General features: G+C 73.3%; 15 protein-coding genes. 11 read left to right on the top strand and 4 right to left on the bottom strand.

What is annotated here, in order from left to right; translation table 11 throughout:
- Positions 1-107: 107 nt before the first annotated feature.
- Positions 108-923: a pentapeptide repeat-containing protein gene (locus ACH4TP_RS24015; RefSeq protein ID WP_398439078.1), complete on the bottom strand. Its 816-nt coding sequence runs from the start codon at positions 921-923 to the stop codon at positions 108-110.
- A 127-nt stretch (positions 924-1,050) separates the two neighbouring features.
- Here ACH4TP_RS24015 and ACH4TP_RS24010 point away from each other — a divergent pair, with 127 nt between their 5' ends.
- The 4 genes from ACH4TP_RS24010 (at position 1,051) to ACH4TP_RS23995 (ending at position 4,362) form a co-directional block, all read left to right on the top strand.
- Complete coding sequence (locus ACH4TP_RS24010) at positions 1,051-2,571, top strand: alpha/beta fold hydrolase (RefSeq protein WP_398439077.1); 1,521 nt, start codon at positions 1,051-1,053, stop codon at positions 2,569-2,571.
- A 176-nt stretch (positions 2,572-2,747) separates the two neighbouring features.
- The gene (locus ACH4TP_RS24005) at positions 2,748-3,287 is read left to right on the top strand and encodes a hypothetical protein (protein ID WP_398439076.1); all 540 of its coding nucleotides are present in this window, start codon (positions 2,748-2,750) and stop codon (positions 3,285-3,287) included.
- Between the two features lie 2 nt (positions 3,288-3,289).
- A complete protein-coding gene (locus tag ACH4TP_RS24000; RefSeq protein WP_398439233.1) occupies positions 3,290-3,694 on the top strand; it encodes a tail fiber domain-containing protein in 405 nt (134 codons plus the stop codon).
- Positions 3,691-4,362, top strand: a complete 672-nt coding sequence (locus tag ACH4TP_RS23995; RefSeq protein ID WP_398439075.1) for a 2OG-Fe(II) oxygenase — start codon at positions 3,691-3,693, stop codon at positions 4,360-4,362. The genes ACH4TP_RS24000 and ACH4TP_RS23995 overlap by 4 nt, the downstream gene beginning before the upstream one ends.
- Here the strand turns inward: ACH4TP_RS23995 and ACH4TP_RS23990 are convergent.
- Complete coding sequence (locus tag ACH4TP_RS23990; RefSeq protein WP_398439074.1) at positions 4,359-5,990, bottom strand: acyl-CoA synthetase; 1,632 nt, start codon at positions 5,988-5,990, stop codon at positions 4,359-4,361. The two genes, ACH4TP_RS23995 and ACH4TP_RS23990, sit on opposite strands and share 4 nt — an antisense overlap.
- Positions 5,991-6,162: 172 nt before the next feature.
- Here ACH4TP_RS23990 and ACH4TP_RS23985 point away from each other — a divergent pair, with 172 nt between their 5' ends.
- The 7 genes from ACH4TP_RS23985 to ACH4TP_RS23955 all read left to right on the top strand — a co-directional run bounded on the left by ACH4TP_RS23985 (position 6,163) and on the right by ACH4TP_RS23955 (position 12,064).
- Positions 6,163-6,963 carry a crotonase/enoyl-CoA hydratase family protein gene (locus tag ACH4TP_RS23985; protein WP_398439073.1) on the top strand — a complete coding sequence of 267 codons (801 nt, stop codon included), beginning with the start codon at positions 6,163-6,165 and terminating at the stop codon, positions 6,961-6,963.
- A gap of 331 nt (positions 6,964-7,294) precedes the next feature.
- Positions 7,295-8,257 (top strand): Zn-ribbon domain-containing OB-fold protein, encoded by a 963-nt coding sequence (locus ACH4TP_RS23980; RefSeq protein WP_398439072.1) that lies wholly within the window; start codon positions 7,295-7,297, stop codon positions 8,255-8,257.
- Complete coding sequence (locus ACH4TP_RS23975; RefSeq protein WP_398184754.1) at positions 8,254-9,312, top strand: thiolase domain-containing protein; 1,059 nt, start codon at positions 8,254-8,256, stop codon at positions 9,310-9,312. The genes ACH4TP_RS23980 and ACH4TP_RS23975 overlap by 4 nt, the downstream gene beginning before the upstream one ends.
- Positions 9,305-10,471: a thiolase domain-containing protein gene (locus ACH4TP_RS23970; protein ID WP_398184757.1), complete on the top strand. Its 1,167-nt coding sequence runs from the start codon at positions 9,305-9,307 to the stop codon at positions 10,469-10,471. Before ACH4TP_RS23975 ends, ACH4TP_RS23970 begins: the two co-directional genes overlap by 8 nt.
- A gap of 20 nt (positions 10,472-10,491) precedes the next feature.
- Positions 10,492-10,902, top strand: a complete 411-nt coding sequence (locus ACH4TP_RS23965) for an ACT domain-containing protein (protein ID WP_398439071.1) — start codon at positions 10,492-10,494, stop codon at positions 10,900-10,902.
- Positions 10,903-11,181: 279 nt separating this feature from the next.
- Complete coding sequence (locus tag ACH4TP_RS23960; RefSeq protein ID WP_024757478.1) at positions 11,182-11,682, top strand: hypothetical protein; 501 nt, start codon at positions 11,182-11,184, stop codon at positions 11,680-11,682.
- A gap of 16 nt (positions 11,683-11,698) precedes the next feature.
- Entirely contained in the window at positions 11,699-12,064 is a 366-nt protein-coding gene (locus tag ACH4TP_RS23955; RefSeq protein WP_398184764.1) for an RNA-binding S4 domain-containing protein, read from the top strand.
- Positions 12,065-12,115: 51 nt separating this feature from the next.
- On the opposite strand, the gene ACH4TP_RS23950 is transcribed toward ACH4TP_RS23955, so the two are convergent.
- Complete coding sequence (locus ACH4TP_RS23950; RefSeq protein ID WP_398439070.1) at positions 12,116-14,314, bottom strand: germacradienol/geosmin synthase; 2,199 nt, start codon at positions 14,312-14,314, stop codon at positions 12,116-12,118.
- 159 nt (positions 14,315-14,473) lie between these two features.
- Positions 14,474-16,393 (bottom strand): N-acetylmuramoyl-L-alanine amidase, encoded by a 1,920-nt coding sequence (locus ACH4TP_RS23945; protein WP_398185242.1) that lies wholly within the window; start codon positions 16,391-16,393, stop codon positions 14,474-14,476.
- Positions 16,394-16,601: the final 208 nt, after the last annotated feature.

Below are 16,601 nucleotides of genomic sequence, written 5' to 3'. Positions count from 1 at the left end.
CATGCCTCACCCAGCCGGTGACCGACACGCGATGTCGCCGTAGATCATAGTCTTGTCATACGTAATAAGTCCATGGCGATCGTCGTCGTCACCCGCCACGGGGGGCGTCAGGCCGTCCAGTGCGCGGGGCGGTCGAAGCCCTCCGGCAGGCGGGTCGCGGCGTTCCCGCGCGCCGAGTTCAGCTGGGGCTGTGTCAGGAAGAGGGCGTCCGTGAGGTCCGCGCCCGACAGGTCGGCATCGCGCAGGTCGGCGCCGATCAGGTCCGTCAGCGACAGGTCCGCCCCCGTCAGGTCGGCGGCGATGAGCAGCGCCCCGCGCAGGTCCGTGCCCCGCAGCTTCGCCCCGCGCAGCCGCTTGCCGATCAGGTCCGCCCCGCGCCGGCTCTTCGGCCGCCCGCCGGCCGTGGCGCGGACCAGCTCGCTCGTCTTCAGGAGCAGCGGATTGACCTCGGCGCGCACCGCGGCCACGTCCAGCTCCTCCAGGGCGTCCGGGGTGCCCCCGGCGAGCTCCTCGACCCGGGCCAGCGCCGCCCGCAGCCCGGCGTGGACGGGGCGGGCCGTCCGCAGCGCCAGGGCCTCCGTGAGGTAGCGCAGCAGCTCGTGCAGCTGGCGCACCACCGGGAACACCTCGTACATCTGCCGGGCCGTCTCCGGGGCCTCGCGCCAGGACACGCCGCCGAAGGTCACCTGGGAGACCCGCTGGCCGGCGCCGAAGCAGTCGTACACCGTGCAGCCCTGGAAACCGCTCGGCCGCAGCCGGGTGTGGATCCCGCAGCGGAAGTCCTCCTGGAGGTTCCGGCAGGGCTCGCCCGACGACTTGTTCACGGCGAAGTCGGCCGACTTCGCGAAGGGCAGCGCCACGCAGCACAGGCCGAAGCAGTTCGCGCAGTCGCCGCGCAGGGCGGATTCCCGGGTGTCGGGCACGGTGGAACGGTTCCTTCGCAGCTCGGGGACGGTACGGGGACGGTCCTCCACCGTATCGCGCCGCCGGATCCCCGTTCCTCGCGAAACCGATTGCCAAGATCCACCGGGTCCGGCGAGGATCGGCGACATGCCGACGTTCACCACCTGTGACGGAACCGAACTCGCCTACCGCGTCCAGGGGGAGGGAGCACCGCTCGTCTGCCTGGCGGGCGGGCCGATGCGCGACGCCGGCTACCTCGGGGACCTCGGCGGGCTCACCGCCCACCGCGCCCTCGTCCTCCTCGACGCCCGCGGCACCGGGGCGAGCGCCGCACCCGCCGACCCCGGCACGTACCGCTGCGACCGGCAGGTCGGCGACGTCGAGGCCCTCCGCGCCCACCTCGGCCTGGAGCGGATCGACCTCCTCGGCCACTCCGCGGGCGGCAACCTCGCCGTCCTGTACGCCGCCGCCCACCCCGAGCGCGTCCGCTCCCTCGTCCTCGTCACCTCCCTCGCCCGCGCCCTGGGCATCGGGACCACCGACGAGGAGTGGGACGAGGCCGCCGAGGTCTTCGCCGACCGCCCCTGGTACCCCGAGGCCAGGGCCGCGCTCGACGCGACCGGCCCCGACACCCCGCTGCGGCGAGTCCACGAGATCACCGCCCCCTTCGCCTACGGCCGCTGGGACGCCGCCGCCCAGGAGCACGCGGCGGGCAGCGGGCGGGAGACGAACTGGGAAGCCGCCCCCGCCTACCACGGCGCGGGCGCCTACGACCCGGAGGCGACCCGCCGCGCGCTCGGCGCGCTCACCGCCCCGGTCCTGGTCCTGGCCGGCGAGTACGACGCGGGCCCGACGCCCGCCAAGGCGGCCGAGGCGGCGGCCCTCTTCCCCCACGCGGAGCTCGTCGTCCAACCGGGCGCCGGCCACTACCCCTGGATCGACGACGCCGACGCCTTCGTCCGCCCGCTCGCCGCCTTCCTCGACCCGGCCGTCCGCACGGTCACCGTGGACGGCGTACGGATCGCCCACCGGGTCACGGGACCCGAGGACGCCCGGCCCGTCGTCCTCGTCCACGGCCGCGGCGAGAACAGCACGACCTGGACGGAGATCGCCGCGGACCTGGCCGCCGACCACCGGGTGTACGCCCTCGACCTGCCCGGCCACGGACTCAGCGACCGGACCGGCCGCTACGGCTTCGAGGACTTCCGGGACGAACTCGGCGGCTTCCTCAAGGCCCTCGGCCTCACCGGTGCCACCGTCGTCGCCCACTCCATGGGTGCCGGCGCCGCGTACCTCCTCGCCCGGCGCGAGCCCGGCCTCATCGGCCGCCTCGTCCTGGAGGAGCCCCCGGCCTTCGCCCCGCTCGACCCGCCGCGCCCCGTCGCCGAGCGCCCCGAGGGCCCCCTCGCCTTCGACTGGGCGATCGTCCCCACCACCGACGCCCAGCTGAACGCCCCCGATCCGGCCTGGCGCGCGGACCTCCCCGCGATCACGGTCCCCACCCTCGTGCTCGCCGGCGGCGAGACCAGCCACATCCCCCAGGAGCAACTGGCCCTCCTTGCTGACCGCATCCCGGACGCCCGCCTGGTCACGATCGAGACGGGCCACCTCATCCACAACGCCCGGCCGGCCGAATTCCTCGCCGCGATCAGGGAGTTCGGGATCTAGAGGGACTCCGCGGCCGCTCGTTGGCCGGTATGAATCGTCCGTGTTCGTCATGGCGCCGCCGACGGTTCACCAGATGGTGCGCACTCGTGTCCATCGGACGTTCACGCCGGGACGGGCGTGGCTACGGTCGTCCGCGTCGTCCCACAGGGGACGGCTCGGGTCGATCGGGAGTGGACATGAGTTCTGTCGGACGTAGGACCGTCGCGGTGATGGCAGCCGCGCTGGCGTCGCTGGGCGCGGGAGGCGCCGTCCCCGCCACCGCGGCCACCTCGGCGCCCGTGCCGTGCAGCGGTGCGGAATGCCCCAGTCTGAAGCCGGTCAGGCTCGTGGCCAGCCAGGCCACCCTGAACGTCACCCAGATGCAGCTGGAGAACATCCACGCGATCGCCTCCGACGCCGTCACCGGAGAGCCCGTACGAGGCGTGAAGATCGTGTTCGCCACCATCGGCGGCCGGACGCTCGGGGCCGCCTACACCGACTACGACGGCGTGGCCGCGATCACCGCCCCGGAGAACCTGGGCCCCGGAACCCTTCAGGAACTCCTCGGCGGCTACGAGGCGGCGCTGCAGGGCGACGGCGTCCACACCCCGGTCGGGGCCCACGGGGCGATCACCGTCGGCACGGACCAGGGGCCCGGGCTGCCCGCCAGCCCGTGTGCCGTCTGCAGCGACCGCGGGCTCAAGCAGGACGTGGTCCCGGTCGACTGGAGCCGGTGACGATGCGCATCTTCCCCCGACGGTCCCGGGCGGCCGACCACGGTCCCGCGAGCCGGGGCGAGGCCGGTGACGGCGAGGCCGGCGCCGCTGTGGCCCCGGTCGGTGCCGTCAACGGACACGCGGTCCTTGAGACGGTGGCCGCCCTGCCCATCAGCACCTGGCGCTACCTCTGGGAGCCGGAGGACGTCCGCCACCTCGGGCCGATGGCCCAGGACTGGCACGCCGCCTTCGGTTTCAACCCCGACGACACCAGGATCCCGGTCGTCGACGGTCTCGGCGTGGCCCTGGTCTGCGTCCAGGCGCTCCACCGCCACGTGACGGAGCTGGAGGCCGAAGTGGCCCGGCTGCGGGAGGGCGCCGCCATGGCCTCGTCCTCGTCCTCGTCCTCGTCCGAGGTGGGGCGATGACGGCGCGCCAGGATCTGTCGCCGGTGTCCACGGATGCGGTCTTCCGGCTCCCGGCGACGGTCTGCCGCATCACCGGATTCCTCGGCGAGCGGACGGCCGGCACCCTCCTGGAGCGCGCCGTCGCCTCCACGGGGGACCGGTTGAAGCCCTCCATGATCCGGGACCGGGAGCTGGACCCCGACCTGCGCCGGTCCCGCTCGTGCCCGGACTTCGAGGCGCCCGAGCTGCTCGCGGCCATCGACGACGTCCGGGAGTCGGTCGAGCGCACGCTGGGAGTCGACTGCAGGTACACCGAACCCAGTTACGGGCTCAACGTGCACAACGACGGGGACTTCTACCGGCCGCACCAGGACAGCGGCATCGCGTACGCCCCTCGGCGCCTGCTCACGTTCGTGTACTACCTCCACCGCACGCCCAGGCCGTTCACCGGCGGCGAGCTGCGCGTCTTCGACGCCGCCCTGCCGCTGCACACCGACACGACCGGGGCGTGGGAGAAGCGCACCTGGCGGGACTGGGAGCCCGAGCACGACAGCATCGTGTTCTTCCTGCCCACCGCCTGGCACGAGGTGCGCCCGGTCTCCTGCCCCGGGAAGCAGCACGCGGACAGTCGCTTCGCCGTCAACGGCTGGCTGTGCGCCCCCGACCCCGCGCACCGCCACGCGGGCTAGTCGCGCTCCTCCCCGTCCGCCTCCACCGCCACCGCGCGCGCCCAGCGGTAGTCCGCCTTGCCGCTGGGGGAGCGCTGGATGCGGTCGGCGAGGACCAGCTGGCGGGGGACCTTGTAGCCCGCCAGCTGCCGGCGGCAGTGGGTCTGGAGGGTCTCCAGGTCCAGCGGCCCCGCCCCGTCCCGGAGCTGGACGACGGCGGCGACGTGGCTGCCCCACTTCGCGTCCGGGACGCCGGCGACCAGCGCGTCGTACACGTCGGGGTGGGACTTCAGGGCCTGCTCGACCTCCTCGGGGTACACCTTCTCGCCGCCCGTGTTGATGCACTGGGAGCCGCGCCCCAGGACGGTGACCACCCCGGCCTCGTCCACGGTCGCCATGTCGCCGAGGAGCACCCACCGCACCCCGTCCCGCTCGAAGAAGGTCTCGGCGGTCTTGGCCGGGTCGTTGTAGTAGCCCAGCGGGACGTGGCCCCGCTGGGCGAGCCGGCCGGTCTCGCCCGGTGCGACGGGGACCCGGGTCACCGGGTCGACGACCTGGGTGCGTTCGTTGACGTGCAGCCGGAAGCCCTTGGCCGGGCCGGAGTCGTCGGTGGCGCGCCCGTTGGAACCGGACTCGGTGGAGCCGAAGTTGTTGAGCAGCGTGACGTTCGGCATGAGCTCCTGGAGCTGGGCCCGCACCGTCTCGGACATGATCGCGCCGGAGGAGGAGAGGCTGAAGAGGGCGGAGAGGTCCGTGCCCTTGAGCGGTCCGCGCAGCGCGTCCACGAGCGGCCGCAGCATCGCGTCCCCGACCAGGGAGATGCTGGAGACCTTCTCCTTCTCCAGGGTGCGCAGCACCTCCTCGGGCACGTACTTGCGGTGCAGGACGACCCGCTGCCCGTAGTTGAGGGCGATGAACGCCGTGAGGGTGGACGTGCCGTGCATCAGCGGCGGCGCGGGGAAGAAGGTGATGCCGGCGCCGCCGGCCGCGACCCGCTCCGCCAGCTCCTCGGGGCGCTTCACGGGCTCGCCCGAGGGGTCGCCGCCGAAGAGCCCCGCGAAGAACAGGTCCTCCTGGCGCCACAGGACGCCCTTGGGCATGCCGGTCGTGCCGCCGGTGTAGATGATGAAGAGGTCGTCGGCCGAGCGGGGGCCGAAGCCGCGGTCGGGTGAGCCCGCGGCCTCCGCCTCGGCGAACGGCACGCAGTCGAGTGCGGGGGCCTCCTCGTCCGGGGTCCCCACCCGTACGAGGTGCCGCAGCTTCTCCGTCTGCGGCAGCGCCGCCGCGACCCGGCCGGTGAACTCGGCGTCGAAGACGAGCGCGGCCAGGTCGGCGTCCCGGTAGAGGTAGACGAGCTCCTCCTCCACGTACCGGTAGTTCACGTTGACCGGCACGATCCGCGCCTTGAGGCAGGCGAGGACGGTCTGCAGGTACTCGACGCCGTTGTACAGGTGGAGGCCGAGGTGTTCGCCGGGCCGGACGCCCGCGTCGATCAGGTGGTGCGCGAGCCGGTTGGCGGCGGCGTCGAGCTCGGCGTACGTGAGCCGCCGCTCCGCGCCCGTGCCCGGATGGTCTACGTACACCAGCGCCTCGCGGTCGGGGACCACGTCGACGACCGATTCGAACAGGTCGGCAAGGTTGTACTCCACCGTTCCTCCTGACCCGGGTTCGCTGGTTCGCATGGACGTGGCGGTCATTAGAGCGCCGACGGGCCACCGGGGGAAGGGGAAGCGCAGAAGAATCTGACTGAGTGTCAGAAAACTATTGAACTGGACCCCGGGCTCCTGCAACCTGTTCCAGAACTGGAGACGGGAGACCCCCATGGGCGGTACCGAACACCTCAGCGTCCGGCGCGAAGGCGCCACGCTCGTCCTCACCTTGAACCGGCCCGAGGCCAAGAACGCCCTCTCGCTGCCGATGCTCGTCGGCCTGTACGACGCCTGGCTGGAGGCCGACGCCGACGACGGCGTCCGCTCGGTCGTCCTCACCGGCGCGGGCGGTTCCTTCTGCGCGGGCATGGACCTCAAGGCCCTCGCCGGGAAGGGCATGGCGGGCGAGCGGTACCGGGACCGGCTCAAGGCCGACCCCGACCTGCACTGGAAGGCGATGCTCCGCCACCACCGCCCCCGCAAGCCCGTCATCGCCGCCGTCGAGGGGTACTGCGTCGCCGGCGGCACCGAGATCCTCCAGGGCACCGACATCCGGGTCGCCGCCGCCTCCGCAACCTTCGGCCTCTTCGAGGTCCGGCGGGGCCTCTTCCCCATCGGCGGCTCCACCGTCCGCCTGCCCCGCCAGATCGCCCGCACCCACGCCCTCGAAATGCTCCTCACCGGCCGCCCCTACAGCGCCGAGGAAGCTGCCGCGATCGGTCTCGTCGGCCGCGTGGTCCCCGACGGCACCGCCCTCGACGCCGCCCTCGACATCGCCGAACGCGTCAACGCCTGCGGCCCGCTCGCCGTCGAGGCCGTCAAGGCGTCCGTGTACGAGACGGCCGAGATGACCGAGACGGAGGGGCTCGCCGCCGAACTGAAGCGGGGGTGGCCGATCTTCGACACGGCGGACGCGAAGGAGGGGGCGAGGGCGTTCGCGGAGAAGCGGGCGCCGGTGTACCGGCGGGAGTGACGTTTCCCCCACCCCGCCCCTTCCCGAAACCGGGGGCTCTGCCCCCGGACCCCAGGCAAACCGGGGCTCCGCCCCGGACCCCGTACGGCCTGCGGCCGTGTCCTCAAGCGCCGGACGGGCTGAATTCAGCCCCGCCGGTGTTTGAGGCGCGGGGTCCGGGGCGGAGCCCCGGTTCGGGAAGGGGCGGGGTGGGGAAAGGCCCCGCGCAGCGGCCCCACGCCCGCACCCGACCGCGCCGCCGTACCCGCGCCGCCGTACCCGCGCCGCCGCACCCGCGCCCGCACCAGCGCCCCGCCCCGTCGCGCGCCCACCCCACCCAAGGAGCCGTCCCATGACAGCCGTCACCCCACCGCCGGAGGCCCTCCGCGCCCCCCTCGTCGTCGAGTTCCCCTTCACCCGCTCCCTCGGCCCCGTCCAGTCCGCCTTCCTCACCGGACTGCGCGAGCGCACCGTCCTCGGCGTGCGCACCGAGGCCGGTGAGGTGCTCGTCCCGCCCGTCGAGTACGACCCCGTGACCGCCGCCGAACTCCGCGAGCTCGTCGAGGTCGCCGCCACCGGCACCGTCACCACCTGGGCCTGGAACCCCCAGCCCCGCCCCGGGCAGCCCCTCGCGACCCCCTTCGCCTGGGTCCTCGTGCGCCTCGACGGCGCCGACACCGCCCTCCTTCACGCCCTCGACGCCCCCGATCCCGAAGCCGTCCGCACCGGACTGCGGGTCCGGATCCGCTGGGCCGCCGAACGCTCCGGCGCCATCACGGACATCGCCTGCTTCGAACCGCACGAGAGCACGGAGGCGCACGAACCCGCCCCGCACGACGGGGAGTTCGAGAACCCCGTGACCGGCATCGTCGCCCCGGCCCGCCTGGACTACACGTACAGCCCCGGCCGCGCCCAGACCCGCTACCTGCATGCCCTCGCCGAGCGCCGCACCGTCGGCGAACGCTGCCCCTCCTGCGCCAAGGTGTACGTGCCGCCCCGCGGCGCCTGCCCCACCTGCGGCGTCGCCACCACCGACCGGGTCGAGGTCGGCCCCCGCGGCACCGTCACCACCTTCTGCATCGTCAACATCAAGGCGAAGAACCTCGACATCGACGTCCCCTACGTCTACGCCCACATCGCCCTCGACGGCGCCGGGCTCGCCCTCCACGGCCGGATCGCCGGCATCCCGTACGACGAGGTCCGCATGGGCCTGCGCGTCGAACCCGTGTGGAGCGAGGACGGCCGCTACCCCGACCACTACCGGCCCACCGGCGAGCCCGACGCCGACTACGACACCTACAAGGAGCTGCTGTGACGACGGCCAGGGAAGTGGCGATCGTCGCCTTCGCCCAGAGCGACCACCGGCGGCGCACCGACGACCTCTCCGAGGTCGAGATGGTGATGCCCGTCCTCCACGAGGTGCAGCGACGGACCGGCCTGAAGGCCTCCGACATCGGCTTCACCTGCTCCGGCTCCTCCGACTACCTCGCCGGACGCGCCTTCTCCTTCACCATGGCCCTCGACGGCGTCGGCGCCTGGCCGCCGATCTCCGAGTCCCACGTCGAGACGGACGGCGCCTGGGCGCTGTACGAGGCGTGGGTGAAGCTGCTGACCGGAGAGGCGGACACGGCCCTCGTCTACGCCTACGGCAAGTCCTCGCCGGGCTCCGTCCGCGACGTCCTCACCCGCCAGCTCGACCCGTACTACCTCGCCCCGCTCTGGCCCGACTCCGTCGCCCTCGCCGCCCTCCAGGCCCAGGCCCTCGTGGACGCCGGGGACACCGACGAACCGGCCCTCGCCGCGATCGCCGCCCGCAGCCGCCGGGACGCGCGGACGAACCCGCACGCCCAGCTGCCGGGCGCCCGTCCCCAGGGCGACTACGCCGTCCGACCCCTCCGCACGGGAGACTGCCCGCCCGTCGGCGACGGCGCCGCCGCCGTGATCCTCGCCGCCGGCGACCGGGCCCGCGAGCTGTGCGCGCGCCCCGCCTGGATCCGGGGCATGGACCACCGGATCGAGGCCCACTCCCTCGGCGTCCGCGACCTCACCGACTCGCCCTCCACCCGCCTCGCCGCCGAACGCGCCGGAGCCTTCGAGCGGCCCGTCGACACCGCCGAGCTCCACGCGCCCTTCACCTCCCAGGAGGTCGTCCTGCGCAAGGCCCTCGGGCTCGACGACAGCGTGACGGTCAACCCCTCCGGCGGCGCCCTCGCCGCCAACCCCGTCATGGCCGCCGGACTGATCCGGCTCGGCGAGGCCGCCGCCCGCATCCACCGCGGCGAGTCCGACCGCGCCCTCGCCCACGCGACCTCCGGCCCCTGCCTCCAGCAGAACCTGGTCGCCGTCCTGGAAGGGGACAACCGTGGCTAAAGAGCCCGTGGCCGTCGTCGGCATCGGCCAGACCAAGCACGTCGCCGCCCGCAGGGACGTCTCGATCGCCGGACTCGTCCGCGAGGCCGCCCTCCGCGCCCTGGCGGACGCGGAGCTCACCTGGGCGGACATCGACGCCGTCGTCATCGGCAAGGCCCCCGACTTCTTCGAGGGCGTCATGATGCCGGAGCTGTACCTCGCCGACGCGCTCGGCGCCGTCGGCAAGCCCATGCTCCGCGTCCACACCGCCGGATCGGTCGGCGGCTCCACCGCGCTCGTCGCCGCCAACCTGGTCTCCGCGCGCGTGCACCGGACCGTCCTCACCCTCGCCTTCGAGAAGCAGTCCGAGTCCAACGCGATGTGGGGCCTCTCCCTGCCCGTCCCCTTCCAGCAGCCGCTGCTCGCCGGGGCCGGCGGCTTCTTCGCCCCGCACGTGCGCGCGTACATGCGCCGCACCGGCGCCCCCGACACGATCGGCTCCCTCGTCGCGTACAAGGACCGGCGCAACGCGCTTCTGAACCCGTACGCCCACCTCCACGAACACGACCTCACCCTGGAGAAGGTCCAGGCCTCCCCGATGCTCTGGGACCCGATCCGCTACTCCGAGACCTGCCCCTCCTCGGACGGCGCCTGCGCCATGATCCTCACCGACCGGACCGGCGCCGACCGGGCGCCGCGCCCGCCCGCCTGGGTCCACGGCGGGGCCATGCGCAGCGAACCCACCCTCTTCGCCGGCAAGGACTTCGTCTCCCCGCGGGCCGGCCGGGACTGCGCCGCCGACGTCTACCGGCAGGCGGGCATCACCGACCCCCGGCGGCAGATCGACGCCGTCGAGATGTACGTGCCGTTCTCCTGGTACGAACCCATGTGGCTGGAGAACCTGGGCTTCGCCGAGGAGGGCGAGGGCTGGAAGCTCACCGAGGCCGGCGTGACCGAACTCGACGGGGACCTCCCCGTGAACCCCTCGGGCGGGGTGCTCTCCACCAACCCCATCGGAGCCTCCGGGATGATCCGCTTCGCCGAGGCCGCCCTCCAGGTACGGGGGGACGCCGGCGCGCACCAGGTCGAGGGAGCGCGCCGGGCGCTCGGCCACGCCTACGGGGGCGGCGCCCAGTTCTTCTCCATGTGGCTCGTGGGGGACACCCCGCCCACCGGCTGAGCCCGCCTACGCTGGGCCCCATGCACGCGGAACGTGATCTGACCAGGCTCCTCGCCGGGATGCGCCCGGAACTCGACCCCGGCCGCTACGTCTTCACCACGGTGGACGGCCCCGCCCCGGCCGGGGTCGCCCCCGTCGTCACCGTCGCCGAGACCGAGGGCCTCACCCTCGTCGTCCGGCAGGAGGAGGCGGACGCCGCCGGGCTCGCCTACGACTACGTGGCGGGCCGGATCACGCTCCGGGTGCACTCCGCGCTCGACGCCGTCGGCCTCACGGCGGCCGTCGCGACCGAGCTCGCCGCCGCCGGCCTGAGCTGCAACGTGGTGGCCGGATTCCACCACGACCACCTGTTCGTCGAACACGACCGGGCAGATGAGGCGTTGGCCGTCCTGGACCGCCTCTCGCGGCGATCGGCCGGCTCGACCGACTGAAGGTCCCAGCGTCCCGGCCTGCTCCGGGGCCTTCGCGGGGCCACTCGCCCGGTGCTCCCGCGCCTGGCGCGCGCCTTCGGTGACCGGTCGGGCGCTCCGGGTGACCACCGAGGCCCCCGGCCCGTCGCGCGCCGCACAGGGCCGCACAGGGCCGCGCGGACACGCTCACCGCCCGTGAGCGGGCCGCCGTCGGGCTCACCGTCCGCGACCGGGACGCGACCGGGACGCGGTCGCCGCCCGGCGCGTCGCGCCACGCGCCGGGGCACGTACCATGGCCGTATGTCCTTCCTCCGCCGCCGCAGCGCCGCCACACCCGCGGGCCCGGACTTCGATGTCCTGGCCATGGACCCGGGGGACTGGCCCGGCAATCTCGGCGCCGGTCTGCTGCCCGCACCCGACGGCTCCTGCCAGGGCGTGTTCCTCCGCTACGACCTGTTCGGCGGCCGCGGACCCGCGATGATCATCGGCAACCTCCCCGAGGGCTCCCCGGCGCGCGAGCTCGCCGACGGCCAGATCCCCTTCGAGGTGGCGCAGCTCCTCGCCGCCCTGGAGAACGACGAGCCGGTCGAGGTCCTCGACACCGAGGACGTGCCCGTCATGCAGGGCGACAACCTCCTGATCGTGCGCCGCCTCAAGCTCTCCGAGAGCCGCATCTCCTGCGTCCAGTTCGACCGCAGCGACAACGTCCTCGTGACGATCGCCAGTTGGGACCGGCCGATCACCGACGACCTGTACGCGCTGCTCAAGCCGCTGCCCGCCGAGCTGTTCCAGCAGGGCTGACGGGGAGCGGGGGCCGATGAGCGCGCGCGTCGACGCCTGGATCTGGGCGGTCCGTCTGACCAAGACCCGCTCGCAGGCCGCGGCCGCCTGCCGGGCCGGACACGTCAAGGTCAACGGCGAGCGGGTCAAACCCGCCCAGGCCGTGAAGCCCGGCGACGAGGTCCGGGTCTACCACGGCGGCCGGGAGCGGATCGTCGAGGTCAAGGAGCTCCACGTCAAGCGGGTCGGCCCGCCGGTCGCCGCCGAGGCGTACGTCGACAACAGCCCGCCCCCGCCGCCCCGTGAGCACGTCGCCGTCGCCGCCGTGCGCGACCGGGGCGCGGGCCGCCCCACCAAGCGCGAGCGCCGAGAGATCGACGAACTGCGCGGCCGCCGCCCCTGACACGACGCTCCGAAGGCCTCCGGGATCCGTCCCGGAGGCCTTCGGCGTCCCTCAGCGCCGGCCCGCGCCGAGCAGCTCGGAGATCCGCGCCGCCGAGGTGCCGAGCCCCCTCGGCCCGCCCCGCAGCAGCGTGCTGCCACTGCCCGCGTGCACGTCCTCCGCGCCGTAACGCCGCACGTTCCGGTGCCAGTTGAGGACGCCAGCCAGCCAGTCCTCAAGACCCCGCAGGTACTCCCCGAAGGCCTCCCGCCCCGCCGCGTCGATCCCGAAGTCCTCGAAGAGCAGGGGGATCTCACGCTGCTTCAGGATCTCGTACTGGCGCAGCCGGCCCCGCATCAGATCGTCGACCATCGACACCGCGGTCGGGTAGTCGCAGTCGAAGAACTTCTGGAGCACCAGGACGCCGTTGTGCACCTCGCCCTCGACCTCGATCTCCTTCTGGTACGAGAAGAGGTCGTTGACGAGCGCCCCGTAGTCCATGACCGCGTTCTCCAGGCCGCGCACCGTGCCCGACCGGAAGAGCTCCGGCGGCAGCGCGGCCTCCTGCCGGAGCCGGCAGAGCAGGGTGGTCAGCTCGGAGCCGAAGGTGCTGCGGCGCATCTCGATGTAGTCGACCGGATCGGGCACCCGGTGCTGCACCACGTTGTGCATCTCCCACATCCAGCTGTCGAGCATCACGTCGAGCGAGGTCCGCAGCTCCGTCCGCGCCCCGGACGCCATGGGAACGGCGGTCCGCTCCCAGATGTCGGCGAGCGCGCGCTCCAGCGGGTTCAGGGCGAACGCCGCGCCGGTCGCCGGCTCGTCGAGGGGCATGCAGGCCTTGAGCCGCTCGGTCTGCTCCTTCGCGGCGGCCAGGTTGCCGGTCCGGCCGAAGACGGCCGGGTAGTAGTCGTCCGCGTAGGTTCCCCAGGTGAGCCAGTCGGAGCTGAGCCGCAGTTCCTCGGGGGAGGCGTCCGGGTCGAGGCCCGCCGCGCACAGCGCGAGGTCGAAGCCCTCCGCCATCGGCCGGTCCCACAGGTCGTCGAGGAGCCCCATCCGCTCGGCCCAGTCGACCGTGTGCCGCGCCGCGTCCCGGTGGTGGGGGTTGAGGGTGAGCGGGTACGGCAGGTCGAACTCGGGCAGCAGCGAAGGCCCCACGGGCTGGTGCGGCACATGCGTGAACGCGCGGTGCCGGGACGCCGCCTGACGGCCGAACAGGTTCCGGATGTCGAGGGCGGAGGTCCCGATGATCCCGTCCAGGTGCGAGGGCCCGCCGACCATGCCCTCGTTCATGTACCGGCTGGAGCGCATGTGCCACTCGTGACCGCCGGACTGCCAGTCCTGGAGCCCCTTCACGTACGCCGCGACGGCCGCGCACTCCTCCGGCCCCAGGCCCTTCTCGGCGGCGAGCAGCGGCACCTCGGTCAGCGCCGTGTTCTCGAACTGGTGGAGCCGGGAGGTCAGCAGGTCGTTGACGGCGTCCGCCGCCTCCTGCGTCGTGCAGCCGAGGAACCGCTCCAGGACCAGGACGCCGTTGCTGTTCTCGCCCTCGTCCTCCACCTCGCGCTGGTACGAGAACAGGTCGTTGCGCAGGTGCACGGCGTCCGAGAAGGCGTCCCTGAGCACCCGCAGCGGCCGGGAGTACGCCACCTGGTCCGGGACCTCGGCCCCCGCCGCGTACTCGACGAGCCCGGCGGACCAGGGCGCCCCGCCCACCTTGCGGCGCATCTCGATGTACTCCAGGGGGTTGGCGACCCGCCCGTCGTTGATGTTGTCGAGCTCCCAGAGCGACTCGTACAGCAGGTGCTCCGTCGCCTCCGCGAACCGCACCCGCCAGCCCTCGGACATCGAGGGGACGGTCCGCCGCCAGAGGTCCGCGAGTCCCGCCTCGACGGGGTTGACCGGCTCGGGCATGCCCGCCGCCGGGTCCGCCGGCATGAACAGCGGGAGCCGGTCCAGATAGGCCTTGCTGCCCGCCCGGTCCTGAGTGCGCTTGAAGACCTCCAGGAAGTGGTCGTCGAAGAAGAAGACCCAGGTGTACCAGTCGGTGACGAGGTTCAGCGCCTCCTCGTCGCAGTCCGGGTGGGTGTAGGAGCAGAGCAGCGCGTAGTCGTGGGATTCGAGGTCGTGCTCCTCCCAGACCCCCGAGCCCTCCAGCATCCCCATCTCCCGTGCCCAGTCACGCGTGTGCGTGCGGGCGGCCTCCACATGGGGATTGAGCCGTGCCGGATACGGAACATAGAAATCCGGCATAACGAAGGGCTGAGGCATTTCCTGGGGGGCCTTCCGGTGAGCTGGGGCTTTGACCGGCCCAGCCTTACCCCCCGCCCGGACGGCGCACGCGATCTCCTGAATAGTCGTATGAACGCCGACGGGGTGGCGCCGGACCCCACGACCGGCACCACCCCGCACCTTTCGGCCAGACCTCCGTCAGCCCTGGGAAACCACCACGTCAGAGGCCTTCACAAAGGCGACCCGATGGCCGAACTGGATCTGGTAGTACTCCTCCTGGCCCCGGACGACCGTGTGCCCGCTCGGATCGAACGTCGGCGCGAAGTAGTACTCGCCGGGGGTGCTGCCCCCGACCACGTACCGCTGACCCGCGAGCAGCTTGTACGGCAGCGGCGACACCGACTGCACCGGCACGCCCGCCGGATAGGCCGAGGCCTCCGGATACGCCCTCCCGTACACCGGCACCTGGGCCAGACCCTCCCGGGGCGTCAGGACCCGCCCCCGCACGTTCACCGCCGTCGGCTCCTCCACCGGGTTCTCGAACCACGCCTTCTGTCCCAGATACCAGACCGCCGTCCAGTCGCCCCGGCGCTCCGCCACCGCGAAGCTCTGCCCGGTCGAGGCCCGCGCACCGGTGTCGTTGACCCCGGTGGTGGAGTCCTGCCCGCCCGGCCGCAGACCGATGTCCTTCACCAGGGGCGCGTCGGCGCTCGGCGCGGTGTACAGGCGCACCGCCCCGCTGCCGTGCGGTGCGCATGCCTGCCCCGCCGTCACACAGCCCGTGTAGACCGGCCGGTGGGAGTCGTAGTCGGGCCGGATCGTCACCACGCCCGCGTGCGGACCGGCGCTCGGGGTGATCGGACGCCCGAGCAGTCGGAAGTAGTGCGCCCAGTCCCAGTACGGCCCCGGGTCCGTGTGCATGCCCTTGACCGAGGAGGCTGTCGGCCCCGGCACGTTGTCGTGGCCCAGGACGTGCTGACGGTCCAGCGGGATGCCGTACCGCCCCGCGATGTACCGCACCAGGCGCGCCGACGTCCGGTACATCGCCTCCGTGTACCAGGAGTCCGGCGAGGTCAGGAAGCCCTCGTGCTCCAGGCCCACGGACTTGGCGTTCACGAACCAGTTCCCCGCGTGCCAGCCGACGTCCTTGAGGGAGAGGTGCTGGGCGATGTGCCCGTCGGAGGACCGCAGCGAGTACTGCCAGGACACGTACGTCGGGTCCTGCACCAGCTTCAGGGTGGTCTTCCAGTCGGCCTCGGTGTCGTGGATCACGATGTAGTCGATCGACTGGGAGGCGGGCCGGTCCGCCTTGTCGTGGTTGCCGTAGTCGCCGTCGCCGAACTCCTCGTACGGCGCGGGGACCCACTCACAGGCCACCGAGGCCGGGCACTCCACCGGCCCGCCGGCCGGCCGGCGGAGCCCCAGGGCGTCCAGCTGACGGGTGGCGGGCGCGACGGCCGGGGCCGCCGGGAGCGACACCACCTGCCCGCTGTCCGTCGTCCGCGTCTCCCCGGTCCGGATCACGTCGAACACGTCGTTCGCGTACACCGCCGCCGTCGCCGAGTCGTCCGCGCCCGAGTACCGCGCCACCGCCCCGTACCAGTCGGCCGGGTCCGCGCTCGCCGGCAGCCCGGCCTCCCGCTGCGCCGCCGCGAGCAGCGCCGCCCCGCCCTCGATGTTCGCGGCCGGCACGGTCCGCAGCTCCTCGGCCGGGATCCCGGACAGCTCCGACGCCCGCTCCAGGGTCCGCAGCCCCTCGGGCAGCCCGGCGGCCTCGGGCACCGGCGCGTCCGAAGTCGTACGGACCGGGCGGGAGTCGTCGCCACGGGCGTCCTCCCCGCCCTCGGAGTGGTGCGGCACGGTCCGCGCCAGGGCCGTCGCCGCGTCCGTCAGGTGCATCGGCCCGTAACCGCCGGTCACGCTCGGCGCACCGCCGTGGGTGTCCCACCGCGACTGGAGGTACGAGACGGCGAGCAGCACGCTCTCGGGCACGCCCTGCCGCTCGGCCGCCCGCGCGAACTGCCCCTGCAGGACACCCGCCTCGGGCACCTCGGCACCGGCGGGCGGGGCGGCGGACAGCAGGGGAAGCAGCAGGGCGGCGGACGCCAGGGCGCCCACCGCCCCCGGCACACGGATCGGTGACGGACGTCTGCGCGACGCGGAACGGAACAAGGCAGCCTCCAGAGGCAGGGGGTGACACGGGGGCGTGCGGGGCCGAACCCGTACAGGGGTATCGGCTCCCGGACGTCCCGTCAATCACACCTGCGCAAAAGGAAGTTCCCACGTCAGGGCGGGAATGGAGGCCATGTGGCGGAGTTTCGCGAAG

Origin of the sequence: Streptomyces sp. NPDC021012 (genome assembly GCF_044333355.1) — a bacterium.
GTDB lineage: Bacteria > Actinomycetota > Actinomycetes > Streptomycetales > Streptomycetaceae > Streptomyces.
This window is presented reverse-complemented; position numbering and strand designations above follow the sequence as displayed.